The sequence below is a fragment of the Paraburkholderia tropica genome, assembly GCF_914484835.1.
Taxonomy (GTDB): Bacteria; Pseudomonadota; Gammaproteobacteria; order Burkholderiales; family Burkholderiaceae; genus Paraburkholderia; species Paraburkholderia tropica_A.
On the sequence record NZ_CAJZAR010000095.1, the window covers coordinates 87,375 to 111,252 of the forward strand.

Sequence of the window (23,878 nt, forward strand, 5' to 3'; positions counted from 1 at the left end):
GGGTAGACCGCTGTGAAATTGAGCGGTAACAGGTTAGGGACGATTAACCATCATGGTTGAACTTGAAATAGACGGCAAGAAGGTGCAGGTGCCCGAGGGCAGCATGGTGATCCAGGCCGCGCAGCGGGTGGACACGTACATCCCGCACTTCTGCTATCACAAGAAGCTGTCGATCGCGGCCAACTGCCGGATGTGTCTCGTCGATGTCGAGAAGATGCCGAAGGCCGTGCCCGCGTGCGCGACGCCGGTGTCGCAAGGCATGATCGTGCGCACGACGTCCGACAAGGCCGTGCAGGGTCAGCAAGCCGTGATGGAATTCCTGCTGATCAACCACCCGCTGGACTGCCCGATCTGCGATCAGGGCGGCGAATGCCAGCTGCAGGATCTGGCGGTGGGCTACGGCAAGTCGGCGTCGCGCTACAGCGAAGAAAAGCGCGTGGTGTTCCACAAGAACGTGGGCCCGCTCATCTCGATGGAAGAGATGTCGCGCTGCATCCACTGCACGCGCTGCGTGCGCTTCGGCGACGAGATCGCCGGCGTGATGGAACTCGGCATGCTCGGCCGCGGCCAGCATTCGGAAATCAGCACCTTCCTCGGCAAGACCGTCGACTCGGAACTGTCGGGCAACATGATCGACCTGTGCCCGGTGGGCGCGCTCACGAGCAAGCCGTTCCGCTTCTCGGCGCGTACCTGGGAACTGTCGCGCCGCAAGTCGGTGAGCCCGCACGACGGCACGGGCGCGAACCTCGTCGTGCAGGTCAAGAACAACCGCGTGATGCGCGTGCTGCCGTTCGAGAACGAAGCCATCAACGAATGCTGGATTTCCGATAAGGACCGCTTCGCCTACGAAGGCCTGAACAGCGAAGACCGCCTCACGCACCCGATGATCAAGCAGGGTGGCGAGTGGGTGGAAACCGACTGGCAGACCGCGCTCGAATACGTGGTGAAGGGCATCAAGGGCATCAGCGACGAACACGGCGAAAACCATCTCGCCATGCTCGCGAGCCCGCACAGCACCGCTGAAGAACTCTATCTGGTCAAGCAGCTGGCCGACGCGATCGGCACGCCGAACGTCGACTTCCGTCTGCGTCAGAGCGACTTCTCGGCGCCGCTTTCGGGCGCGCCGTGGCTCGGTACGAAGATCGCCGAACTCTCGCTCGCCGACTCGGCGCTCGTGATCGGCTCGTTCCTGCGCCGCGACCACGCGCTGTTCGCCGCGCGTCTGCGCCAGGCCGCCAAGGGCGGCGCGCAGATCACGCTGCTCAACGCCACGGCAGACGGCTCGCTGATCCCGAACGCGCAGCGCATCGTCGCCGCGCCGTCGGCATGGCTCGACGAACTCGCCACGATCGCGGCCGCCGTGTCGGAAGCGAAGGGCGTGGCACTGCCGGAAGCCTTCGCGGGCACGCAGTCGAACGACGCGGCCAAACAGGTCGCCGCCTCGCTCTCGACGGGCGAGCGCCGCTTCGTGCTGATCGGCAACGCGGTTGTGCAGCATCCCGATTTCGCGCTGCTGCATGCGGCCGCGCAGTTCATCGCCGAACACACGGGCGCGACGCTCGGCTTCCTCACGGAAGCGGCCAACACGGTCGGCGCGCACCTCGTGGGCGCACTGCCGGGCCGCGACGGCCTGAACGCACGCGAAGCGTTCGAGCAGCCGCGCAAGGGCTATCTGCTGTTCAACGTCGAACCGGAATTCGATACGGTCAACCCGGCCGCCGCGCGCGCCGCGCTCGCGCAGGCCGAGATGGTCGCCGTGTTCTCGCCGTACAAGACCGGTCTCGATTACGCGGACGTGCTGCTGCCGATCGCGCCGTTCACGGAAACCTCGGGTACGTTCGTGAACGCCGAAGGCACGGTGCAAACCTTCAACGGCGTGGTGCGCCCGCTCGGCGACACGCGTCCGGCCTGGAAGGTCCTGCGCGTGCTGGGCACGCTCATGAAGCTGCCCGGCTTCGAATACGAAACCGCCGACGAAGTGCGCCGCAAGGCTCTCGGCGACGGCAGTTTCGACGCACGTCTGTCGAACAAGGCCGTGGCGCAGGTTGCGCGCGGCAGCGTGGCGAAGGCCGCGGAAGGCCGCTTCGAGCGCGTCGCCGACGTGCCCATCTACAGCGCCGATCCGATCGTGCGCCGTGGCGAAGCCCTGCAACTCACGATGGCGGCCCGCGTGGCGAACACGGTCGGCCTGCCGGCAGCGCTGTTCGATCAGCTCGGCCTGAAGGAAGGCGACGCCGTGCGCGTGCGCCAGGGCGACCTGTCGGTGACCGCGCCGGCAACGCGCGATGCGAATCTTGCGCCGACGGCGGTGCGCGTGTCGGCGGCCACGCCGGCCGGCGCGCAGCTCGGCAGCCTGTTCGGTGAACTGCTGGTGGAGAAGGCGTAAATGAGCTTGTTCGATACGATCAATGCAGGCGGCAGCCAGCTGCTCGGCGTGGCCTGGCCCACGGTCTGGGCGCTGGTGCGCATTCTCGTCGTCGCGGTGGTGATCCTGCTGTGCGTGGCGTACCTGATCCTCTGGGAGCGCAAGCTGATCGGCTGGATGCACGTGCGTCTCGGCCCGAACCGCGTCGGTCCCGGCGGCCTGCTGCAGCCGATCGCCGACGTGCTGAAGCTGCTGCTCAAGGAAGTCATTCAGCCCGCGCAGGCGAGCCGCTGGGTCTACATGGTCGCACCGGTCATGGTCGTGGTGCCGGCCTTCGCGGTCTGGGCGGTGATTCCGTTCCAGGCGGGCGCGGTGCTCGGCAACATCAACGCCGGTCTGCTCTACGTGATGGCGATCTCGTCGATCGGCGTCTACGGCGTGATTCTCGCGGGCTGGGCCTCGAACTCGAAGTACGCGTTCCTCGGCGCGATGCGCGCCGCGGCGCAGATGGTTTCGTACGAAATCGCGATGGGCTTCGCGCTCGTCGTGGTGCTGATGGTGTCGGGCAGCCTGAACCTCTCGGACATCGTCCAGGGCCAGATGCGCGGCATGTTCGCGAACTGGGGCATCACGTTCCTCTCGTGGAACTGGCTGCCGCTGCTGCCGATGTTCGTCGTCTACTTCATCTCGGGCATCGCCGAAACGAACCGCCACCCGTTCGACGTGGTGGAAGGGGAGTCGGAAATCGTCGCGGGTCACATGGTCGACTACTCGGGGATGGGCTTCGCGCTGTTCTTCCTCGCCGAGTACATCAACATGATCGTGATCTCGGCGCTGGCGTCGGTGCTGTTCCTGGGCGGCTGGAGCGCGCCGTTCGCGTTCCTCGACTTCATCCCGGGCGTGTTCTGGCTCGTGCTGAAGGTCTTCTGCCTGCTGTCGGTGTTCATCTGGGCGCGCGCAACGTTCCCGCGCTACCGCTATGACCAGATCATGCGTCTGGGCTGGAAGGTGTTTATTCCGGTCTGCGTGGTGTGGCTGATCGTGGTCGGCTTCTGGTATATGTCGCCGCTGAGCATCTGGAAATAAGGGGCGAACGAAACATGAACGCGATCCAAAACTTCTTCAAGACGTTCTTCCTGACCGAGCTGCTCAAAGGTCTGGCGCTGACGGGCCGTTATACGTTCAAGCGCAAGATCACCGTGCAGTTCCCGGAAGAGAAGACTCCGATGTCGCCGCGTTTCCGTGGTCTGCACGCGCTGCGCCGCTATGAAAATGGCGAAGAGCGCTGCATCGCGTGCAAGCTGTGCGAGGCCGTGTGCCCCGCGATGGCGATCACGATCGAATCGGAAGTGCGCGAGGACAACACGCGCCGCACGACGCGTTACGACATCGACCTGACCAAATGCATCTTCTGCGGTTTCTGCGAAGAGAGCTGCCCGGTCGACTCGATCGTCGAAACGCACATTCTCGAGTATCACGGCGAGAAGCGCGGCGATCTGTACTTCACGAAAGACATGCTGCTGGCCGTCGGCGACCGCTACGAAGCGCAGATCGCGGCGAACAAGGCAGCAGATGCACCGTACCGTTGATCTTAAGCTTGACGCTGCATCGGCCCGCGGTTCGGGCCGGCTGCGGGGAACGCGCGTGCCGCAAAACGCCGCGCGCCGCAGTCTGACCGCCGCCGCGGCGCACTCTGGTCTGGCCGCCAGTCCGCGCCGCGCAATCCGCCTCACGATGGCCTCAACGATGAACCAGTAATCATGGAATTCACGACCGTCCTGTTTTACATCTTCGCGCTGCTGCTCACGCTATCAGGGCTGAAGGTGATCACCTCGCGCAATCCTGTCTCGTCGGCGCTCTTTCTCGTGCTCGCGTTCTTCAACGCAGCGGCGATCTGGATGCTGCTCGAGGCCGAATTCCTCGCCATCCTGCTGGTGCTCGTCTACGTGGGCGCGGTGATGGTGCTGTTCCTGTTCGTCGTGATGATGCTGGACATCAACGTCGACGTGCTGAGCCGCGACTTCAAGCGCTTCATCCCGGTGGCGACCATCGTGGGCGCGATCATCGTGGTCGAAACCGCGCTGATCCTGTGGCACGGCTACGGCGCGACCAGCGCACCGGTGCCCGACACTTCGGCGGCCGCTGCCGCGTCGGTGTCGAACACGCACCTGATCGGCAAGATCATCTACACCGACTACATCTTCGCGTTCGAAGTCGCCGGCCTCGTGCTGCTGGTGGCGATTGTCGCGGCCATCGCGCTGACCGTGCGCGAGCCGAAGGACAGCAAGCGCCAGAACGTCTCGAAGCAGGTGGCCGTGCGCCGCGAGGACCGCGTGCGTCTCGTGAAGATGCAGGCTGTCGTGGAAGTGCCGGAGCCGGAACCGGCGCCCGCGGAAGCGGCTGCTCCGGCAGCAGGCGCGGCACCGGCTGCACCCGCTGCCCCGGCCGCACCGGCAACGAAGAGCTAAGCGCGAAGGAGCGAAACATGTTGACTCTGGCCCATTACCTCGTGCTCGGCGCGATCCTCTTCGCGATCTCGATCGTCGGAATCTTTCTCAATCGGCGCAACGTCATCATCATCCTGATGGCGATTGAGCTGATGCTGTTGGCGGTGAACACGAACTTCGTCGCGTTCTCGCATTATCTCGGTGACGTTCACGGACAGATTTTCGTGTTCTTCGTGCTAACTGTTGCGGCCGCGGAAGCCGCGATTGGTCTGGCTATTCTTGTGACTCTGTTCCGCAGCCTCGACACGATCAACGTCGAGGACCTCGATCAGCTCAAAGGCTAAGGCAGGCTGCTATGGCAACAACACTCAACGAAACCTTATTGCTGGCGATTCCGCTAGCGCCTCTCGCCGGTTCTCTCATTGCCGGCCTGTTCGGCAAGACGGTCGGGCGCGCGGGCGCGCATACGGTGACCATTCTCGGCGTGGCGATCGCGTTCGTGCTCTCGTGCATGACGTTCTTCGACGTGCTGAACGGCGCGAGCTACAACGCCACCGTGTATGAATGGATGTCGGTCGGCGGCCTGAAGTTCGAGGTCGGCTTTCTGATCGACTCGTTGACGGCGCTCATGATGATCGTCGTGACTTTCGTGTCGCTGATGGTGCACATCTACACGATCGGCTACATGGCCGAGGAAGAGGGCTACCAGCGCTTCTTCTCGTACATCGCGCTGTTCACCTTCTCGATGCTGATGCTCGTGATGAGCAACAACTTCCTGCAGCTGTTCTTCGGCTGGGAAGCGGTGGGCCTCGTCTCGTACCTGCTGATCGGCTTCTACTTCAAGCGTGAAAGCGCCATCTACGCGAACATGAAGGCGTTCCTCGTGAACCGCGTGGGCGACTTCGGCTTCCTGCTGGGCATCGGTCTGCTGCTCGCGTACGGCGGCTCGCTGAACTACAACGACGTGTTCGCGAAGGGCCACGAAATCGCGGCGCTGACCTTCCCGGGCACCTCGTGGAACCTGCTTACGGTCGCGTGTATCTGCCTGTTCATCGGCGCGATGGGCAAGTCGGCGCAGTTCCCGCTGCACGTCTGGCTGCCCGACTCGATGGAAGGCCCGACGCCGATCTCCGCACTGATCCACGCGGCAACCATGGTCACGGCCGGTATCTTCATGGTCGCGCGCATGTCGCCGCTGTTCGAACTGTCGGAAGCGGCGCTGTCGTTCATCGTCGTGATCGGCGCCATTACCGCGCTGTTCATGGGCTTCCTCGGCGTCGTGCAGAACGACATCAAGCGCGTGGTCGCGTACTCGACGCTCTCGCAGCTCGGCTACATGACGGTCGCGCTCGGCGTGTCGGCGTATCCGGTCGCGATCTTCCACCTGATGACGCACGCGTTCTTCAAGGCGCTGCTGTTCCTCGGCGCGGGTTCGGTCATCATCGGCATGCACCACGACCAGGACATGCGCAACATGGGCGGCCTGCGCAAGTACATGCCCATTACGTGGATCACTTCGCTGGTCGGTTCGCTCGCGCTGATCGGCACGCCGTTCTTCTCGGGCTTCTACTCGAAGGATTCGATCATCGATGCCGTGAAGCTCTCGCACCTGCCGGGTTCGGGCTTCGCGTACTTCGCGGTCGTGGCGAGCGTGTTCGTGACGGCGCTGTACTCGTTCCGTATGTACTTCCTCGTGTTCCACGGTGAGGAGCGCTTCCGCGGTCCGAAGCATCCCGAATCGCCGATGGCGATCGAGGCTGCCCACGGTCACGGCGATCATGGTCACGACGAACATCACGTCCACGTGCCGCACGAGTCGCCGTGGGTGATCTGGGTGCCGCTGGTGCTGCTCGCGATTCCTTCGGTGATCGCCGGCGCCTACGCGATCCAGCCGCTGCTGTTCGGTTCGTTCTTCCAGAACGGCGTGGCGTTCGACAAGGTGATTTTCATCGGTCAGAACCACGAAGCGCTCACGGAAATGGCTTCGGAATTCCAGGGCTGGGCCGCGATGGGCGCGCATGCGTTCTCGGGTCTGCCGGTTTGGCTCGCGCTGGCGGGTGTGGTGGTGGCGTGGTTCTTCTACATGAAGCGCCCGGATCTGCCGGCCGTCGTGCAGCGTACGTTCGCACCGGTCTACAAGCTGCTGGCTAACGCGTATTACCTCGACAAGATCAACGAAATCGTCTTCGCTCGCGGAGCGGTCGCAATCGGTCGCGGTCTGTGGAAGGAGGGCGATGTCGTCGTGATCGACGGCGTCGTAAACGGGAGCGCCAAGTTTATCGGCTGGTTTGCAACTGTCATTCGTTTCCTGCAATCCGGCTATATCTATCACTACGCATTTGCCATGATCATTGGCATGCTTGGCCTCCTTACCCTGTTTGTAACGCTCAGCGGCAAATAAGGCGAGGAAACGCATGCACGCAACTCCGATTCTCAGTATTGCGATCTGGATGCCGATATTATTCGGCGTCGTCGTTCTAGTAGTGGGTTCCGACCGGAACCCGGGCCGAGCCCGCTGGCTCGCGCTCATCGGTTCAGTGCTTAGTTTCCTCGTTACGCTCCCGCTCGTTTCGGGCTTCGACACCACCACGGCTGCGCTGCAGTTCGAGGAGAAGTCGGTCTGGATCGAGCGGTTCAACATCGCCTATCACCTGGGCGTCGACGGCATCGCCATGTGGTTCGTGGTGCTCACGGCGCTCATTACCGTGATCGTCGTGATCGCGGGCTGGCAGGTGATCAAGGAAGACGTCGCGCAGTATTTCGCCGCCTTCCTTGTCCTGTCGGGGCTGATGATCGGCGTTTTCTGCGCCGCAGACGGTCTGCTGTTCTACGTGTTCTTCGAAGCCACGCTGATTCCGATGTACATCATCATCGGTATCTGGGGCGGTCCGAATCGCGTGTATGCGGCGTTCAAGTTTTTTCTGTACACGCTGGCCGGTTCGCTGCTGATGCTGGTCGCGTTGCTGTACATGTACCGTGTGACGCACACGTTCGACCTCGCCACCTGGCAGGACGCCAAGCTCGCCATGACGCCGCAGATACTGCTGTTCATCGCGTTCTTCTTCGCGTTCGCCGTGAAGGTGCCGATGTGGCCGGTGCACACGTGGTTGCCGGACGCGCACGTCGAAGCGCCCACGGGCGGCTCGGTGGTGCTGGCCGCCATCATGCTGAAGCTCGGCGCGTACGGTTTCCTGCGTTTCTCGCTGCCGGTCACGCCGGACGCGAGTCATTACCTGGCGCCGGTCATCATCACGCTCTCGCTGATCGCTGTGATCTACATCGGTCTCGTGGCGATGGTGCAGGCGGACATGAAGAAGCTGGTCGCGTATTCGTCGATCGCCCACATGGGTTTCGTCACGCTCGGCTTCTTTATGTTCGGCCCGTCGAGCCAGCTTGCGATTGAAGGCGGGATCATCCAGATGATCTCGCACGGCTTCGTCTCGGGCGCCATGTTCCTGTGCATCGGGGTGCTGTACGACCGCATGCACACGCGTCAGATCGCCGATTACGGCGGTGTCGTCAACACGATGCCGAAGTTCGCGGCGCTGGCCATGCTGTTCGCGATGGCCAACTGCGGCCTGCCGGGCACCTCTGGATTCGTCGGCGAATTCATGGTGATTCTGGCGGCTGTGAAGTTCAACTTCTGGATCGCATTCGGGGCGGCGTTCACGCTGATCCTGGGCGCGGCCTATACGTTGTGGATGTACAAGCGGGTGTTCTTCGGCGCCATCTCGAACGATCATGTTCGCGAGCTGAAGGACATCAACGGTCGCGAATACTTCATTCTTGCGGTGCTCGCGCTGTTCACGCTTTTCATGGGCATCTACCCGAAGCCCTTTACCGATGTGATGCACGTTTCCGTGGAAAACCTCCTCTCCCACGTCGCAGTGTCGAAACTGCCGCTGTCACAGTAATACCGAGCGGAGGAACAAAAGATCATGCCAAACGCCCCTATGAACGCTCTGCTACCCGACGCGCTGGTGATGACCGGCCTCGTCGTGGCGTGGCTCAACGACACGTTCTCCGGTCCTTCGGGCCGGCGCACGACCTATTTCATCGCGCTGCTGACCACGGTCATCGCCGGTATCTGGTTTGCGGTGAACGCGTTCGACCCGCACGTGTACTACTACTTCACGCGCATGTACGTGGTGGATGCGTTCGCCAGCGCCATGAAGTCGGTCGTCACGCTCGGCTACGCCGTGTCGATCGTGTACTCGCGCAAGTATCTCGAAGACCGCGACATGTTCCGGGGCGAGTTCTTCCTGCTTGGCATGTTCTCGCTGCTCGGCCAGCTTGTGATGATCTCGGGCAACAACTTCTTGACGCTGTACCTCGGCCTCGAACTGATGTCGCTGTCGCTCTACGCGGTCATCGCGCTGCGCCGTGACGCGACGCAGTCGAACGAAGCGGCCATGAAGTACTACGTGCTGGGCGCGCTCGCATCGGGCTTCCTGCTCTACGGCATCTCGATGCTGTACGGCGCGACCGGTTCGCTCGAACTCGGCGAAGTGTTCAAGGCGGTGGCCTCGGGTCACATCAACGACATCGTGCTGCTGTTCGGCGTGGTGTTCATCGTGGCGGGCGTGGCGTTCAAGATGGGCGCGGTGCCGTTCCACATGTGGGTGCCCGACGTCTACCAGGGCGCGCCCACGGCCATGTCGCTGCTCACCGGCGGTGGCCCGAAGGTCGCGGCGTTCGCCTGGGCCGTGCGTTTCCTGGTCATGGGTCTGCTGCCGCTGGCCGTCGACTGGCAGCAAATGCTGATCATCCTGGCCGCGCTCTCGATGATCGTCGGCAACATCACGGGTATCGTCCAGCGCAACGTCAAGCGCATGCTCGCGTACTCGGCCATCTCGAACATGGGCTTCGTGCTGCTCGGCCTGCTCGCCGGCATCGTCGACAACAAGGCGACGGGCGCGGCCAGTGCGTACAGCTCGGCCATGTTCTACAGCATCGTCTACCTGATCACGACGCTCGGCGCGTTCGGTATCGTCATGCTGCTGTCGCGCCGCGACTTCGAAGCGGAAACGCTTGACGACTTCAAGGGCCTGAATCACCGCAGCCCGATGTTCGCGGCGGTCATGATGGTCATGATGTTCTCGCTCGCGGGCATTCCGCCGACGGTCGGCTTCTATGCGAAGCTCGCCGTGCTCGAAGCGACGATGAACGCCGGCCTCACGTGGCTCGCGATCCTCGCCGTCGTCACGTCGCTGTTCGGTGCGTTCTACTACCTGCGCATCGTCAAGCTGATGTACTTCGATGCACCGACGGACACCGCGCCGATCGAAAGCCATAGCTGCAACCGCGCGCTGCTCACGCTCAACGGCGTGGCCGTGCTGGCGCTCGGCATCATTCCGGGTCCGCTGATGTCGGTCTGCCTGCAAGCCGTTTCGCATACGCTGCCGCTGTAATGTCGTCTGCTGGCTGGTTTATCGTCTTGTTGGCGCTCGCGGGCGCCAACCTCCCGTTCCTCAATCAACGGTTGTTCGGCCTGGTGCCGGTGCGTGCGCAGAAGAAAAGCGCGTGGATCCGCATTGCCGAACTGATCGTGCTGTATTTCGTGGTCGGTGCGTTCGGCTTCCTGCTGGAAGCGCGCGCCGGTAACCGCTTCGACCAGGGCTGGCAGTTCTACGCCATCACGTTCAGTCTTTTTGTCGTGTTCGCGTTCCCCGGCTTCACCTGGCAATATCTCGTCAAACGCCGTCAGGCGTGAAGCGCGCGTCTCGTCCCGCACGAGGCGCGCGTTGTCAGTTTCTTCGCGGCTTTCCCGCGCCTTCCCGATCACGCGTCTTTCCGAGGTTTCAACATGGCTGCTGAAGATCAGAAACACGACCCGGCGCTCGCCGAGACGTGCGTCGAAAGCACGACGCTCCACGCGGGCAAATTTCTCACGCTCAAATGCGATACGGTTGCGCTGCCCGACGGCAAGCACGCCACGCGCGAATACGTGCAGCATCCCGGCGCGGTCATGGTGATTCCGTTGTTCGACGACGGCCGCGTGTTGATGGAGCGCCAATATCGCTATCCGCTCTCGCGCGTGATGACCGAGTTTCCAGCGGGCAAGCTCGATCCGCAGGAAGGCGCGCTCGCCTGCGCGATCCGCGAACTGAAGGAAGAGACGGGCTACACGGCGCGCGAGTACATTTATCTGACGAAGATTCATCCGGTCATTTCGTACTCGACCGAGTTCATCGACATCTATCTGGCGCGCGGCCTCACGGCGGGCGAGTCGAAGCTCGACGAAGGCGAATTCCTCGAAACCTTCACGGCCACGCTGCCCGAGCTGCTCGAATGGGTGCGCAACGGCAAGATCACCGACGTGAAGACGGTGATCGGCACGTTCTGGCTCGAGAAGGCGCTTTCGGGCGAATGGCCGCTCGGCAAGGCGGAGCAGGGCTGATCGCGGCGCGACGCGGTTCTAGCAAGCTGGACAGCAACACGGCGGCCCGCGAGGCCGCCGTGTGCATTCTGGCGCGGCGGATTCGATCGAACTGCTTTGGCGCGCAAAATTGGGCGGCGCTACAATTCATCATCGGCATTCCCCGCGCATCAACGCCGCCACCGGTGCGGGTAGGGCAGTGAATACCCCACCCCAAAAATTTACGAACGGTCGTTCACAAATTTGCGATTTGCGCTACACTTCAACGCAAGCCTCGACTCCCCATGAAGGTCCTCGATTTACAGTGCCCAGACGGCCATCGGTTTGAAGGCTGGTTCGCTTCCGCTGACGATTTCGAATCGCAGCGCGCGCGCAAGCTGGTCGAATGTCCGATGTGCGGCGCGAACGAAGTCACGCGCCTGCCGTCCGCGCCCCGGCTGAATCTGTCGGGCGCGCGCGCGACGCCTGACGCACCGTCTCATGCTCAGGGCAAACACGCTGAGCAGGCGGCGCAGTGGCAGGCGCACGTGATGCGTGTGATGCGCGAGGTCCTCGAGAAAACGGAGAACGTAGGCGACCGTTTCGCCGAGGAGGCGCGGCGCATTCACTACAACGAAGCGCCGTCGCGCAACATTCGCGGAGTTGCTTCCGTGGAGGATGCGCAAGCTCTCGTCGAAGAAGGCATCGATGTGATGCCGCTGCCGGTGCCGGCCGCGCTGAAGGGTCCGCTGCAATAACCACGCGGGTCTTCGCCGAGGCTGGGGGGATCGTCCCCAACCAGCCGCGGCCAGGAGACTACCCGCATGGATCTCGATTACTCCCCCACCGACGACGCATTCCGCGCCGAAGTCCGCACCTGGCTCGAGGCCAATCTGCCTCAGGCCATGCGCGACAAAGTCCTGAATCACAAGCGCCTCTCGCGCGACGACATCGCCAACTGGCACAAGCTGCTCGGCCAGAAAGGCTGGTCCGTGCCTGCGTGGCCGGTCGAATTCGGCGGTCCCGGCTGGACCGAAGCGCAACGCCATATCTGGGACGCGGAATGCGGGCGCATCGGCGCGCCGCCGGTGCTGCCGTTCGGCGTGTCGATGGTCGCGCCCGTCATCATGAAATACGGCAACGAGGAGCAGAAGCGCCGCTATCTGCCGCGCATCCGTTCGGGCGAGGACTGGTGGTGTCAGGGCTATTCCGAGCCCGGTTCGGGTTCCGATCTCGCCTCGCTGCGTACGCGCGCCGTCCGCGATGGTGATCACTACGTTGTGAACGGCCAGAAAACCTGGACCACGCTCGGCCAGCACGCCGACATGATGTTCTGCCTCGTGCGCACCGACCCCGCCGCGAAGAAGCAGGAAGGCATCTCGTTCCTGCTGATCGACATGAAGACGCCGGGCATCACCGTGCGCCCGATTATCACGCTCGACGAAGACCATGAGGTCAACGAAGTGTTCTTCGAGGACGTGAAGGTGCCGGTCGAGAACCTCGTCGGCGAAGAGAATCGCGGCTGGACCTACGCGAAATATCTGCTCGGCCATGAGCGCACGGGCATCGCGCGCGTGGGCGCGTCGAACCGCGAACTCGCCTTCCTCAAGACCGTCGCGCTGAACCAGAAGAAGAACGGCAAGCCGCTGCTGCTCGATCCGGTGTTCGCCGCGCGCGTGGCTGCCGTCGAAATCGAGCTGATGGCGCTCGAAGTGACCGCCGAGCGCGTGATCGCGAGTTCGAGTAACGGACGCGGCCCCGGCCCCGAGGCGTCGATGCTGAAGATCAAGGGCACCGAAATCCAGCAGGCGCTCACCGAGCTGATGGTCGATGCGGTCGGGCCGCTCGCGGCGCCGTTCGATCCGGCCTTCCTCGAAGGCGAGCACGCGCACGCGGCAGGCGGCGACGACGACGCAGCGCCGCTCGCGGCGTACTACTTCAACTATCGCAAGACGTCGATTTACGGCGGGTCGAACGAAATCCAGAAGAACATCATCTCGCAGATGATTCTGGGGATTTGAGGAGCGGCGCAATGGACTTCAATTTCACCGAAGAGCAACAGCAACTCGCCGACGCGCTGCGTCGCTATCTCGACAAAAACTATGGCTTCGAAGCGCGCCAGGCGATCGTGAAGACGCCCGCAGGCGTCTCGGCCGATCATTGGAACGCGTTCGTCGAGCTTGGGCTCACGGCGCTGCCGGTGCCGGAAGCGCAGGGCGGTTTCGACGGCACGCCGTTCGACATGCTCGTGGTCATGCAGGAACTGGGGCGCGCGCTCGTGATCGAGCCGTATTGGGCGAGCGCCGTGGGCATCGAGGCGCTCAAGCTCGCCGGAACGGATAACGCTGAAAACGCTGAAAACGCGCAATTGCTCGAACGCGTGGCGACCGGCGAGGTCAAGCTCGCGCCCGCGTTCCACGAACCCGAGTCGCGCTACGACCTGTTCTCGCTCGCCACCACGGCGAAGGAAACCGGCGACGGTTTCGCGCTCAGCGGCGCGAAGTCGGTCGTGCAGCACGGCGCGCAGGCCGACTTCTGGATCGTGCCGGCGCGCCTCGCGGGCGAGGTGGCGCTGTTCGTCGTCGCGCGCGACGCGAAGGGCGTGACGGTCAGCGACTACCGGACGATCGACGGCCAGCGCGCCGCCACGATCCAGTTCGACGCCGCGCAGGCCCGCCGTCTCGGCGACGCGAAAACGGGCGCGGCCACGTGGGAGCGGATCGCCGATTACGCCACTTTCCTGCTGTGCGCGGAAGCGGTCGGCGCGATCGACGCGCTCAATCACGCGACCGTCGAATACACGAAAACGCGTCAGCAATTCGGTGTGCCGATCGCGCGCTTCCAGGCGCTCCAGCACCGCATGGCCGAGATGCTGATCCACGGCGAGCAGGCGCGCTCGCTCACGTACCTCGCGGCCGCGCGTTACAGTAGTGCGTCCGCCGACGAGCGCCGTCGCGCGATTTCGGCGGCGAAGGCGCGTGTGGGCCAGGCGGCGCGCTACGTCGGCCAGCAGGCGGTGCAATTGCATGGCGGCATGGGCGTGACCAACGAAGTCGTGGCGGCGCATCTCTTCAAGCGTCTCGCGATCATCGAAACCACGCTCGGCGACGTCGATTACCACCTCGAACGCTTCGCCTCGCTGCCGGGGTTCGCGCAAGCGGCCGCCTGAGCGGCGAGACGAAACGGCGCAAAAAAAAGCGAAACGGAGAGTCACCGATGGGCGTGAGTTACGAAGATCTCGAAGTGGGCAAGTCGTATGAAGTCGGCTCGCACACGTTCGGGCGCGACGAGATCGTGCAGTTCGCGCAGCAATACGATCCGCAGCCGTTCCATGTGAGCGAGGCGGGCGGCGAGGCGTCGATGTTCCGCGGTCTCGTCGCGAGCGGCTGGCACACCTGCTCGATCATGATGGGCATGCTCGTGCGCAACTTCCTCGAAGGCTCGACGTCGATGGGGTCGCCGGGCATCGACGAGATTCGCTGGATCAAGCCGGTGCGCGTCGGCGACACGCTCACGATGGTCAACAGCATCGTGAGCAAGCGCGTGTCGGAGAGCAAGCCCGATCGCGGCATCGTCGAAACGCGCTGGGAAGGGCGCAATCAGCACGGCGAGCTTGTCGTGACGGTCAGTTCCAAGGCGCTGTTCGGTCTGCGCCATCCCGGCGTGCGCCATCCAGGAGAGGCGAAATGAGCGAAGCATCCGTGATCGAAATCGCCGACCTCGACGCCTTGCGCGCACGCGTGGGCGCCGAACCGTTCGTGAGCGGCTGGCGCACGGTGAGCGCGGCGAGCGTGCAGGGTTTCGCCGATGCCACCGGCGATCATCAGTGGATTCACCTCGACGCCGAGCGCGCGCGCCGCGAGTCGCCGTTTGGCGGGCCGATCGCGCATGGCTTTCTCACGCTGTCGCTCGTGCCGGTGCTGCTGGAATCGACGATTTCGCTGCGTCAGCGCATGGGCGTGAACTATGGGATGAACCGTGTGCGCTTCACGTCGCCGGTGCCGGTCGACGCGCGCGTGCGCGGGCGTTTCGGCGTGAAGGAAGTGAGCGAGATCGAGCGCGGCGGCGCGCAGGTCGTGTGGGACGTGACGATCGAATGCGAGGGCAGCGAGCGCCCCGCGTGCGTGGCCGAATTCATCACGCGGCATTACTTCTGATGCGTGCGGGCCGCCGTGCGTGGCCCGCTTTAAGCATGTAAAAAGCGGCGTCCGGTTCACACCGGACGCCGCTTTTCTTTTGAAGCGTGCCGCAAATAGAGCCGTAAATCAGGCCGCTTTAGCGCTGTGCTTCGCGTACTGCGTCGCGCCGAACAGCATTTCCTTCGCCTTGTCGTCCATCAGCGGCTTGCGCGCGTTCGCGAGCACTTCCACGCCGCGCTTGACGGCGGGGCGTGCGGCGATGGTTTCGTGCCAGCGCTTCACGTTCGGCAGCGCGTCGAGATCGATGCCCTGGTTCTGCCACGAACGCGTCCACGGGAACGCGGCGATATCGGCGATCGTGTACTCGTTGCCGGCCAGATATTCGCTCTTTTCGAGCTGCGTTTCCATCACGTTGTAGAGGCGCTTCGCTTCGTTCGTGTAGCGGTTCACCGCGTACTCGATCTTCTCGGGCGCATAGATGCGGAAGTGGTGCGCCTGGCCGAGCATCGGGCCGAGGCCGCCCATCTGGAACATCACCCACTGCAGCACGTCGTAGCGCGCGGCGAGATCGTCGGGCATGAACTTGCCGGTTTTCGCGGCCAGATAGATCAGGATCGCGCCCGATTCGAACAGCGAGAACGGCTTGCCGTCGGCGCGCGCCGGACCTTCGGAATCGACGATCGCCGGAATCTTGTTGTTCGGGCTGATCTCGAGAAACTCGGGCTTGAACTGATCGCCCGCACCGATATCGATCGGATGCGCGCGGTACTCGAGGCCGGTTTCCTCGAGCATGATGTGGACTTTGTGGCCGTTGGGCGTGGCCCAGCTATAGACGTCGATCATCGTGGCTCCTTGGGACGGGGCGCCACGGCATGGGCGTCGGCGCCTGAACTGGCGGAAATTAGCATAGTTCGGCGCGCCGCGCAGAAGGCCGCCGAGTGACCTCAATGTCAGCGTGGGATCGTTGCGGTGCGCGTCGGTGGCATCATGGAACGCTGTGTCCAGCTTCCGCGATTCGCACACGTCTCCGATGACTCCATCCGCCGCCGCATACACGCGCTTTTTGCCGAGCCATACGTTCTGCGAGCGACACGCCACGACGCTCGGCGAAACGTCGCCCGCGCGCATTCTCGATGCGCTCGTGGCGCTCGACATGCGCGACGACAAGGTGATCGATACGCTGATGCGCGTGCGCGAGGCGCCAACGCGGCTGATGCAGCGCCTGCATGGCGGCGAGGCGCGCGCGCCGTTCGGCTTGAGCACGTTCACGCCGCTCGAGCGCAGCGAACGCGAGTTATCGTTCGGATTGGCGGGGCGCTTCTGGCGGCCGGATTTCGGGCTCGTCGAGGTGGCGGACGCCGACGCTTTCCTTGCGCTCGCACGCACCGATATCGCGAAGCTGGTGCTGCGTTATCGCGTGGACGAGGCGGGCGCGCAGGCGTCGCGGCTCGTGACGGAGACGTTCGTCTATTGCCCGTCGTGGTCCACCCAGGCGTTGATGACGCCGTACTGGCTGGCGATCCGCGCGGCCAGCGGCTGGATCCGGCGCAGAACGCTGGCGTCGGTGGCCAGAACGCTCGCGACCGGGCGCGCGGGCGCAGGCTGAATGAATTGCGCGCGCATCGAGCGGATTTTGCGATCTGCCCGATGCCGCGCCGATGATGCCCGTGAGCGCCGGACTTACGAGCGCGTAACCGGCATCTCCACGCGCGAAGCCGCGCCCGGCTCCATGTGGCGCGCGAATTCGAGCTTGGCGATGGCGTTGCGGTGCACCTCGTCCGGGCCGTCCGCGAAACGCAGCGTGCGCGCCTGCGCATACGCGTAAGCGAGCGGGAAGTCGCCGCTCACGCCGCCGCCGCCGTGCACCTGGATCGCCCAGTCGATCACCTGGCAGGCCATGCTCGGCGCGACCACCTTGATCATCGCGATCTCGCCGCGCGCGCCCTTGTTGCCGACCGTGTCCATCATGTACGCGGTCTTGAGCGTGAGCAGGCGGGCCTGTTCGATCATGCAGCGCGCTTCGGCGATGCGTTCCTGCGTGACCGTCTGCTGCGCAATGGTCTTGCCGAACGCGACACGCGAAAGCGCGCGCTTCGCCATGAATTCGATCGCGCGTTCCGCAAGCCCGATCAGCCGCATGCAGTGGTGGATGCGGCCCGGTCCGAGGCGGCCTTGCGCGATCTCGAATCCGCGTCCCTCGCCGAGCAGGATGTTCGACGCCGGTACGCGCACGTTCTCCAGCTTGATTTCCATGTGGCCGTGCGGCGCGTCGTCGTAGCCGAACACCGTGAGCGGGCGCTTGACCGTGATGCCCGCCGCGTCGGACGGCACGAGGACCATCGACTGCTGCGCGTGACGCGGGCCGTCGGGATCGGTCTTGCCCATCACGATATAGACCGCGCAGCGCGGATCGCCGGCGCCCGACGACCACCACTTCGTGCCGTTGATCACGTAGTCGTCGCCGTCACGCTCGATGCGCGTCTGGATGTTGGTCGCATCCGACGAGGCGACTTCCGGCTCGGTCATCAGGAAAGCCGAACGAATCTGCCCTTGCAGCAGCGGATCGAGCCACTGGCGCTTGTGCTCCTCGGTGCCGTAGCGCTCGATGGTTTCCATATTGCCGGTGTCGGGCGCGCTGCAATTGAACACTTCGGGCGCCCAGATCACGCGGCCCATGATCTCGCACAGCGGCGCGTATTCGAGGTTCGTCAGGCCCGCGCCGCGATGCGATTCGGGCAGGAACAGATTCCACAGTCCGGCTTCGCGCGCCTTGATCTTGAGCTTCTCGACGATTTCGGTGGGCACCCACGCGTTGCCGGCGGCGCGGTTGCGCTCGACTTCCTCGTGATAGACGGACTCGTTCGGATAGATGTGTTCGTCGAAGAACGCGAGCAGCTTCTCGCGCAGCGCCTGCACTTTCGGGGTGTAATCGAAATTCATCTGGACCTCGCTAAAGAGCACGGAAGCGCACCGAATGCGTTTCGCGTGCGATGGGTTTGCCGATCGATGAGTCAGGAAATCCGGCGCGCGGCTAGCGCACCTTTTGTGCGTAGTGCCACGCGAGTTCGGCCATCGGCCGTGCGCGGCGTCCGGCGTCGGCGGCCTGGGCGCTGGCGGCGGTGCCGTCGACCACGCGCTTCATGATCCCTTGCAGGATGGCCGCGATGCGGAACATGTTGTAGGCGAGATAGAAGTTCCAGTCGCCGCGGATTTCGAGGCCGGTGCGCTCGCAATAGCGCTGCACGTAGTGCTGCTCGTCGGGAATGCCGAGCGCCTGCCAGTCGAGTCCGCCGATGCCGCGGAACTGGCCCGGCTCGACGTGCCACGCCATGCAGTGATACGAGAAGTCGGCGAGCGGATCGCCGAGCGTCGAGAGTTCCCAGTCGAGCACGGCGAGCACGCGCGGTTCGGTCGGGTGGAAGATGAGGTTGTCGAGGCGGAAGTCGCCGTGCACGACCGAGACGCGCGAGCCCTGATCGTCGGGCATATGCTGCGGCAGCCACTCGATCAGGCGATTCATCGCGTCGATCGATTCGGTTTCCGAGGCCTGATACTGGCGGCTCCAGCGATCGATCTGGCGTGCGAAGTAATTGCCGGGCTTGCCGTAATCGGCGAGACCGATGGCGTCGGGCTTCACGTTGTGGAGCGCGGCGATCACGCGGTTCATCTCGTCGTAGATCGCGCCGCGCTCCTCGCGCGTCATGCCGGGCAGCGCCTGATTCCACAGCACGCGGCCCTCGACGAACTCCATCACATAGAACGCGCGGCCGATCACGGCTTCGTCCTCGCAGAGCGCGAGCATCTTCGCGACCGGCACGTCGGTGGCGCCGAGCGCGTCCATCACGCGATATTCGCGCTCGATGGCGTGCGCCGAGGGCAGCAGCTTCGCCTTCGGCCCCGGCTTCGCGCGCATCACGTAGCTGCGCGTGGGCGTGACGAGCTTGAAGGTGGGATTCGACTGACCGCCGGCGAACTGCTCGACCGTGAGCGGCCCCGCGAAGCCCGCGACGTGCGCCGCGAGCCAGGCGCTCAAGGCCTCGACGTCGAAGCGTTGACGATCGGCCACGGGCCGCGTGCCTTCGAACGCCGAGAAGTCGGTGGACTTGTCGGCGGCGTTCTTGTCTCCATCCGGGTTGGCTTGCGCCATGTTTGTCTCCGTTCTTGTGTAAGCCGTCGGTGCAACGCGCTAGCGCTGCGGGCGATAGCGCAGATATTGCGCGTACAGCATCTCCATCGTGGTGTTGCGGGTGTCGCGATGCAAAGGCGAGGGCGGCGCGTGGTTGAGCGCGCGCACGACCCAGTCGTGCGGTTTCGCGCCCACGTCGAGCACGTTGATGCAGCCCGTGGTCTGCGCGAGATGGCCGAAAAACATGCGCCCGCCGGCCGTGATCGCGTGCGAGAGAATCGCGCGGTTCACGCCGCCGTGCAGGACGAGCAGCGCGGTGTCCCAGGTGGGATCGGCGCGCAGTTCGGCCACGGCGGGCAGCACGCGATCGAGCAATTCGCCGATGCTCTCGCCGCCGAGAAAGCGCGTTTCCTCGGGCACGACGCCGTCGAAGGCGCGCAGGAACGCGTTCTCGATATCCGCGGGCGGGATGTCGGCGAGACGGCCGCCGCGAATCTCCTGCCACGCGGGCTCTTCTTCGAGCGCGATAGCCTGGCCGGTCGCGTCGAGCACGTGGCGCGCGGTTTCGACGGTGCGCCGCAAGCCGCTCACGATCACGCGGTCGAAACGCACGCCTTGCTGCGCGAACGCCGCGCCCGCGGCGCTGGCCTGCGCGCGGCCGTTCTCGTTGAGCGGCACGGTGTCCGGGTCGATGGCGCGGCCCGAATCGTCGAAATAGGTGACGTCGCCATGCCGCATCAGATACACACGGCGGCGCTGTGGCAGCTGGAAGTCGCTCATCGCTTGTAGACCGGGGAACGTTTTTCGAGGAACGCGGTGATGCCTTCGAGGCCGTCGCTGTGATGCAGCGAGGCGACGAAATTGTCGCGTTCGGCGGCGAGCTGCTCGTCGAGCGTGTGCGTGACGGCGGCGTTCGTCAGGCCCTTGATGCGCGAGACCGAGTTCGGCGCGATCTTCGCGAGTTCGTCGGCCCACGCAAGCGCGGCGTCGAGCGCGCCCTGCGGTTTGGCGAGGCGGTTGACGACGCCCAGTTCGGCGAGGCGCGGCGCGGCGATCGGCTTGCCTTCCGCCATCAGCTCGAACGCCAGCGCGCGCGGCAGCGACTGGGCGAGGGACCACGAGCCGCCGCCGTCGGGCGTGAGGCCGACGCGCGCGTAGGCCATCACGAACTTCGCGTCCTCGGCGGCCACGAGCAGGTCGGCGGCCAGCGCGAGCGAGAAGCCCGCGCCCGCGGCCGCGCCCTCCACGGCGGCGATCACGGGCTTGCTGCACTGGCGCATGGCCGTGACCCATTGCGCGAGCATGTCGATGCTGGCGGCCTGCACGGACGGATCTTTCGCGCGGTTTTCGAGCAGGCGGTTCAGGTTGCCGCCCGCGCAGAAGAAGTTGTCGGCGCCCGTGAGCACGATCGCGCGCAGCGACGCATCGCGCTCGGCGGCGTCGAAGGCCTCGATCGCGGCGGCGTACATGTCGGGATGCAGCGCGTTGCGCGCGCCGGGATTCGAGAGCGTGAGCACGAGCGTCGAATCATGGCCGTGCGGGCGGGTACTGAGGAGTTCGGCGCTCATGACTGGGCCTCGTTCGGTGCGATGGGGGCGGCGCGCAGGCGCTTGCCGGACTTGCCTTTTACGGCGAGTTTCGCGAAGGTGTCGGCGGGATACGCAATCGCATCGTCGCCGAGTGTCTCAATATTGAAATGATGGAAAGTCATTGGAAGCCTGGCTCCATGATTGGCCTAGAATAGCACGGTCGTACATTTCTATGAAAACGGTTCGGCAATCTCGTTTTGCCGGATCTCGCCCCCCGGGAGGAGACAAGGATGATCAAGCTGCATGGTTTTGCGCTGTCGAACTACTACAACAAGGTGAAGTTCGTGCTGCTCGAACATGGCATTCCGTTCGAGGAAGTGGTGACGAAGCTGCCGCTCGCCGAGGCGCAGCTCGCCGAATCGCCGGCCGGCAAGGTGCCGTACATCGAGACGGAGCAGGGCTTTCTGTGCGAGTCGGCCGTGATCGTCGAATATCTGGCGGCGCGTTTTCCCGAGAAGCCGATCTTCGCCGCCGATCCCTGGCAGGCCGCCAAGGAGCGCGAGCTGATCACCTTCATCGAAACGCATCTGGAGCTGGTCGCGCGCGATCTGTACGGCGAGGCGTTCTTCGGCGGCAAGGCCAGCGAAGAGGTGAAGGCGACGGTGGAAAAGCGCCTGAACCGCTATATCGCGAGCTTCAAGCGGATCGCGAAGTTCGCGCCTTATGTGGGCGGCGCGCAGTTCGGCGTGGCGGATATGGCGGCGTTCGTGAGCCTGCCGCTCGTCGCGATGACGACGCAGAAGATCTACGGCCGCGACTTCCTCGCCGAGGCCGGCGTGGACTGGAAGGCGTACATCAAGCGGGTGGGCGAGCGCCCGGCCGCGCAGCGCGTGGGCGCCGACCGCAAGGCGTATATCGAAGCGAACGCGTAAAGGGAAACGGCGCGCCGCGCGGCGCGATGATCGGGCGCGCCGTGAGGCGGTTCGCGCCGTTGACACGCAGATCATCGCGCGGACGCGGCGTGAAATGGCGTCGCGTGGCGCTACGCGCTCAGAGCCGCGCGAGCCGTTCGAGCGCGCTCGCGAGCGTGCTTTCCTGCTTGGCGAAGCAGAAGCGCACGACGCCCGATTCGTGCGACTCGTGATAGAACGCCGACACCGGAATCGCCGCCACGCCGATCTCCGTCGTGAGCCACTTCGAGAACTCGGCTTCGGGCAGATCGCTGATCGCCGAATAGTCGACGCACTGGAAATACGTGCCCTCGCAGGGCAGCAGTTTGAAGCGCGAGTTCGCGAGGCCCGCGCGGAAAAAGTCGCGCTTCTTCTGATAGAACGCGGGCAGGTCCAGATACGGCTGCGGATCGCGCAGATACTGCGCGAGACCGACCTGCATCGGCGTGTTCACCGTGAACACGTTGAACTGATGCACCTTGCGGAATTCCGCCGAGAGCGCCGCGGGCGCGGCCACATAGCCCACCTTCCAGCCCGTCACGTGAAACGTCTTGCCGAAGCTCGACACGATAAAGCTGCGCGCGGCCAGTTCCGGGTAGCGCGCCACGCTTTCGTGCGGCTGGCCGTCGTAGACCATGTGTTCGTAGACTTCGTCGGAGAGGATCAGCACGTTGGTGCCGCGCACGATCTCTTCGAGCTGGCGCATGTCTTCCGCGCGCCAGACCGTGCCGGTCGGGTTGTGCGGCGTGTTGATGAGGATCAGGCGCGTTTTCGGCGTGATGGCGGCGGCGAGGCGGTCGAACGGAATCGCGTAGTCGGGCGCTTCGAGCGTCACGAACACGGGCTTGCCGCCCGCGAGTTCGATCGACGGCAGATAGCTGTCGTAGGTCGGCTCGACCACGATCACTTCGTCGCCGGGATGCACGGTCGCGAGAATCGCCGTGAGGAGCGCCTGGGTGGCGCCCGCCGTCACCGTGATTTCGCTGTTGGCGTCGTAGCGGCGGCCATAGACCTGCTCGATCTTGTCCGCGATGGCCTCGCGCAGCGCGGCCACGCCGGCCATCGGCGGATACTGGTTGTGGCCGTCGCGCATGGCCTGCGCGACCGCGTCGACGATGCGCGCATCGCAGTTGAAGTCGGGAAAGCCCTGACCGAGATTGACCGCGCCCTTTTCGGCGGCCAGCGCGCTCATCACCGTGAAGATCGTCGTGCCGACGTCGGGCAGACGCGACGGAAAAGAGGGCGTGAGCAGGTTCTGCGTCGACGGAGCTTGCGAAGGATGCGGTGCGTTCATGGCGCGGTCGTCTGAATTCGGAGGAACGGGAAAGCCTGATTGTAGGGAAATCGGCGCGGCTGCGTGCGCGGGTTCGGGCGCGGGGTTCCGGTGGCCCGGGGCGTGGATCGCCTCAAGTCGCCGCAGTTCGCGTCGGGCTGCCGCGGTCGCGACGACTTCAGGCCGCCGCTTCCGCCGCGCCGCCCAGCCCGCATTCGGCGACGAACACGTCGGGCGTCGCGATCCGAAAGCCGAAGTCGCGCGCGATGCGCTTCGCGAGCTTGAGCACCGCGCGATCCTTCGAGACCAGCCACGCCGCGCCGCTCGCGCGCGCGAGTTCGAGGAACTTCTGGTCGTCGCGGTCGCGGCATTGCGGCAGCGCACGCGCGTCGGCGGGCAGCTCGGGCGGCTCGATCAGCGAGACGAGCGGGGCGAGCGCGGCCAGCGCGCCAGCCTTGTCCACGCCGCGCCCTTGCAGATGCGGATAATCGAGCACGAACGCGAGTTCGCCGTGGCAGCGCGCGTCGATCAGCGCCTTGAGGGCGCCGCGTTCGAGTGCGGCGCGTATCGGCCGCGTGTGGGGATCGTCGAAGATGAGGATGTCGAGCCAGACATTGGAGTCGAGCACCACCGTGGGCGCGTCGGTATTCTGGGGCGTAAAACCGGTCATTCGTGAATTCGCTACAATCGG

25 protein-coding genes are annotated in these 23,878 nt (G+C 64.6%); 17 read left to right on the forward strand and 8 right to left on the reverse strand.

Going from position 1 to position 23,878, the window contains the following annotated elements; translation table 11 throughout:
* Positions 1-52: 52 nt before the first annotated feature.
* From nuoG to LDO54_RS35060, 15 genes are all read left to right on the forward strand, one after another.
* The gene (gene nuoG / locus LDO54_RS34990) at positions 53-2,386 is read left to right on the forward strand and encodes an NADH-quinone oxidoreductase subunit NuoG (RefSeq protein ID WP_224017035.1); all 2,334 of its coding nucleotides are present in this window, start codon (positions 53-55) and stop codon (positions 2,384-2,386) included.
* The gene (gene nuoH, locus LDO54_RS34995) at positions 2,387-3,451 is read left to right on the forward strand and encodes an NADH-quinone oxidoreductase subunit NuoH (protein ID WP_224017037.1); all 1,065 of its coding nucleotides are present in this window, start codon (positions 2,387-2,389) and stop codon (positions 3,449-3,451) included.
* A gap of 14 nt (positions 3,452-3,465) precedes the next feature.
* Positions 3,466-3,954, forward strand: a complete 489-nt coding sequence (nuoI, locus tag LDO54_RS35000; RefSeq protein ID WP_224017039.1) for an NADH-quinone oxidoreductase subunit NuoI — start codon at positions 3,466-3,468, stop codon at positions 3,952-3,954.
* A gap of 171 nt (positions 3,955-4,125) precedes the next feature.
* Positions 4,126-4,833, forward strand: coding sequence for an NADH-quinone oxidoreductase subunit J (locus LDO54_RS35005; RefSeq protein ID WP_224017041.1), 708 nt, complete (start codon positions 4,126-4,128; stop codon positions 4,831-4,833).
* Positions 4,834-4,850: 17 nt separating this feature from the next.
* Positions 4,851-5,156 (forward strand): NADH-quinone oxidoreductase subunit NuoK, encoded by a 306-nt coding sequence (nuoK, locus tag LDO54_RS35010; protein ID WP_006052894.1) that lies wholly within the window; start codon positions 4,851-4,853, stop codon positions 5,154-5,156.
* A gap of 11 nt (positions 5,157-5,167) precedes the next feature.
* Positions 5,168-7,213, forward strand: a complete 2,046-nt coding sequence (gene nuoL / locus LDO54_RS35015) for an NADH-quinone oxidoreductase subunit L (protein WP_224017042.1) — start codon at positions 5,168-5,170, stop codon at positions 7,211-7,213.
* 13 nt (positions 7,214-7,226) lie between these two features.
* Positions 7,227-8,726 carry an NADH-quinone oxidoreductase subunit M gene (locus LDO54_RS35020; RefSeq protein ID WP_224017044.1) on the forward strand — a complete coding sequence of 500 codons (1,500 nt, stop codon included), beginning with the start codon at positions 7,227-7,229 and terminating at the stop codon, positions 8,724-8,726.
* Positions 8,727-8,750: 24 nt separating this feature from the next.
* Complete coding sequence (gene nuoN / locus LDO54_RS35025) at positions 8,751-10,223, forward strand: NADH-quinone oxidoreductase subunit NuoN (protein WP_224017046.1); 1,473 nt, start codon at positions 8,751-8,753, stop codon at positions 10,221-10,223.
* Entirely contained in the window at positions 10,223-10,525 is a 303-nt protein-coding gene (locus LDO54_RS35030) for a DUF2818 family protein (protein ID WP_224017048.1), read from the forward strand. Before nuoN ends, LDO54_RS35030 begins: the two co-directional genes overlap by 1 nt.
* 93 nt (positions 10,526-10,618) lie before the next feature.
* Positions 10,619-11,212, forward strand: a complete 594-nt coding sequence (locus LDO54_RS35035; protein ID WP_224017050.1) for an NUDIX domain-containing protein — start codon at positions 10,619-10,621, stop codon at positions 11,210-11,212.
* Between the two features lie 263 nt (positions 11,213-11,475).
* Positions 11,476-11,928, forward strand: coding sequence for a DUF1178 family protein (locus tag LDO54_RS35040; protein ID WP_224017053.1), 453 nt, complete (start codon positions 11,476-11,478; stop codon positions 11,926-11,928).
* Positions 11,929-11,994: 66 nt separating this feature from the next.
* Complete coding sequence (locus LDO54_RS35045; RefSeq protein ID WP_224017056.1) at positions 11,995-13,191, forward strand: acyl-CoA dehydrogenase family protein; 1,197 nt, start codon at positions 11,995-11,997, stop codon at positions 13,189-13,191.
* A gap of 11 nt (positions 13,192-13,202) precedes the next feature.
* The gene (locus tag LDO54_RS35050; RefSeq protein ID WP_224017058.1) at positions 13,203-14,339 is read left to right on the forward strand and encodes an acyl-CoA dehydrogenase family protein; all 1,137 of its coding nucleotides are present in this window, start codon (positions 13,203-13,205) and stop codon (positions 14,337-14,339) included.
* Between the two features lie 47 nt (positions 14,340-14,386).
* The gene (locus LDO54_RS35055; protein ID WP_224017061.1) at positions 14,387-14,860 is read left to right on the forward strand and encodes a MaoC family dehydratase; all 474 of its coding nucleotides are present in this window, start codon (positions 14,387-14,389) and stop codon (positions 14,858-14,860) included.
* Entirely contained in the window at positions 14,857-15,327 is a 471-nt protein-coding gene (locus LDO54_RS35060; protein ID WP_205992829.1) for a MaoC family dehydratase, read from the forward strand. The genes LDO54_RS35055 and LDO54_RS35060 overlap by 4 nt, the downstream gene beginning before the upstream one ends.
* 108 nt (positions 15,328-15,435) lie before the next feature.
* On the opposite strand, the gene LDO54_RS35065 is transcribed toward LDO54_RS35060, so the two are convergent.
* Positions 15,436-16,152 (reverse strand): glutathione binding-like protein, encoded by a 717-nt coding sequence (locus LDO54_RS35065; RefSeq protein ID WP_224017063.1) that lies wholly within the window; start codon positions 16,150-16,152, stop codon positions 15,436-15,438.
* A gap of 187 nt (positions 16,153-16,339) precedes the next feature.
* On the opposite strand from LDO54_RS35065, the gene LDO54_RS35070 reads away from it, so the two are divergent.
* Positions 16,340-16,915 (forward strand): hypothetical protein, encoded by a 576-nt coding sequence (locus tag LDO54_RS35070; RefSeq protein ID WP_224017065.1) that lies wholly within the window; start codon positions 16,340-16,342, stop codon positions 16,913-16,915.
* A gap of 74 nt (positions 16,916-16,989) precedes the next feature.
* Here LDO54_RS35070 and LDO54_RS35075 read toward each other — a convergent pair whose 3' ends face one another.
* The 5 genes from LDO54_RS35075 to LDO54_RS35095 form a co-directional block, all read right to left on the reverse strand.
* Positions 16,990-18,249, reverse strand: a complete 1,260-nt coding sequence (locus LDO54_RS35075) for an acyl-CoA dehydrogenase family protein (RefSeq protein WP_224017068.1) — start codon at positions 18,247-18,249, stop codon at positions 16,990-16,992.
* 91 nt (positions 18,250-18,340) lie between these two features.
* Positions 18,341-19,456: a phosphotransferase gene (locus tag LDO54_RS35080; protein WP_224017070.1), complete on the reverse strand. Its 1,116-nt coding sequence runs from the start codon at positions 19,454-19,456 to the stop codon at positions 18,341-18,343.
* A gap of 39 nt (positions 19,457-19,495) precedes the next feature.
* The gene (locus tag LDO54_RS35085; protein ID WP_224017072.1) at positions 19,496-20,215 is read right to left on the reverse strand and encodes a histidine phosphatase family protein; all 720 of its coding nucleotides are present in this window, start codon (positions 20,213-20,215) and stop codon (positions 19,496-19,498) included.
* The gene (locus LDO54_RS35090) at positions 20,212-21,003 is read right to left on the reverse strand and encodes an oxepin-CoA hydrolase, alternative type (RefSeq protein WP_224017075.1); all 792 of its coding nucleotides are present in this window, start codon (positions 21,001-21,003) and stop codon (positions 20,212-20,214) included. Before LDO54_RS35090 ends, LDO54_RS35085 begins: the two co-directional genes overlap by 4 nt.
* Positions 21,000-21,146: a hypothetical protein gene (locus LDO54_RS35095; protein WP_224017078.1), complete on the reverse strand. Its 147-nt coding sequence runs from the start codon at positions 21,144-21,146 to the stop codon at positions 21,000-21,002. The genes LDO54_RS35090 and LDO54_RS35095 overlap by 4 nt, the downstream gene beginning before the upstream one ends.
* 108 nt (positions 21,147-21,254) lie before the next feature.
* Between LDO54_RS35095 and LDO54_RS35100 the strand changes: the two genes are divergently transcribed.
* The gene (locus tag LDO54_RS35100) at positions 21,255-21,896 is read left to right on the forward strand and encodes a glutathione S-transferase (RefSeq protein WP_224017080.1); all 642 of its coding nucleotides are present in this window, start codon (positions 21,255-21,257) and stop codon (positions 21,894-21,896) included.
* A 118-nt stretch (positions 21,897-22,014) separates the two neighbouring features.
* On the opposite strand, the gene LDO54_RS35105 is transcribed toward LDO54_RS35100, so the two are convergent.
* Together LDO54_RS35105 and LDO54_RS35110 are read right to left on the reverse strand one after the other, a co-directional pair.
* On the reverse strand, positions 22,015-23,208 hold the full coding sequence (locus LDO54_RS35105; RefSeq protein WP_224017082.1) for a pyridoxal phosphate-dependent aminotransferase: 1,194 nt from the start codon (positions 23,206-23,208) through the stop codon (positions 22,015-22,017).
* Positions 23,209-23,365: 157 nt separating this feature from the next.
* On the reverse strand, positions 23,366-23,857 hold the full coding sequence (locus LDO54_RS35110) for a putative toxin-antitoxin system toxin component, PIN family (RefSeq protein WP_224017084.1): 492 nt from the start codon (positions 23,855-23,857) through the stop codon (positions 23,366-23,368).
* Positions 23,858-23,878 lie beyond the last annotated feature (21 nt).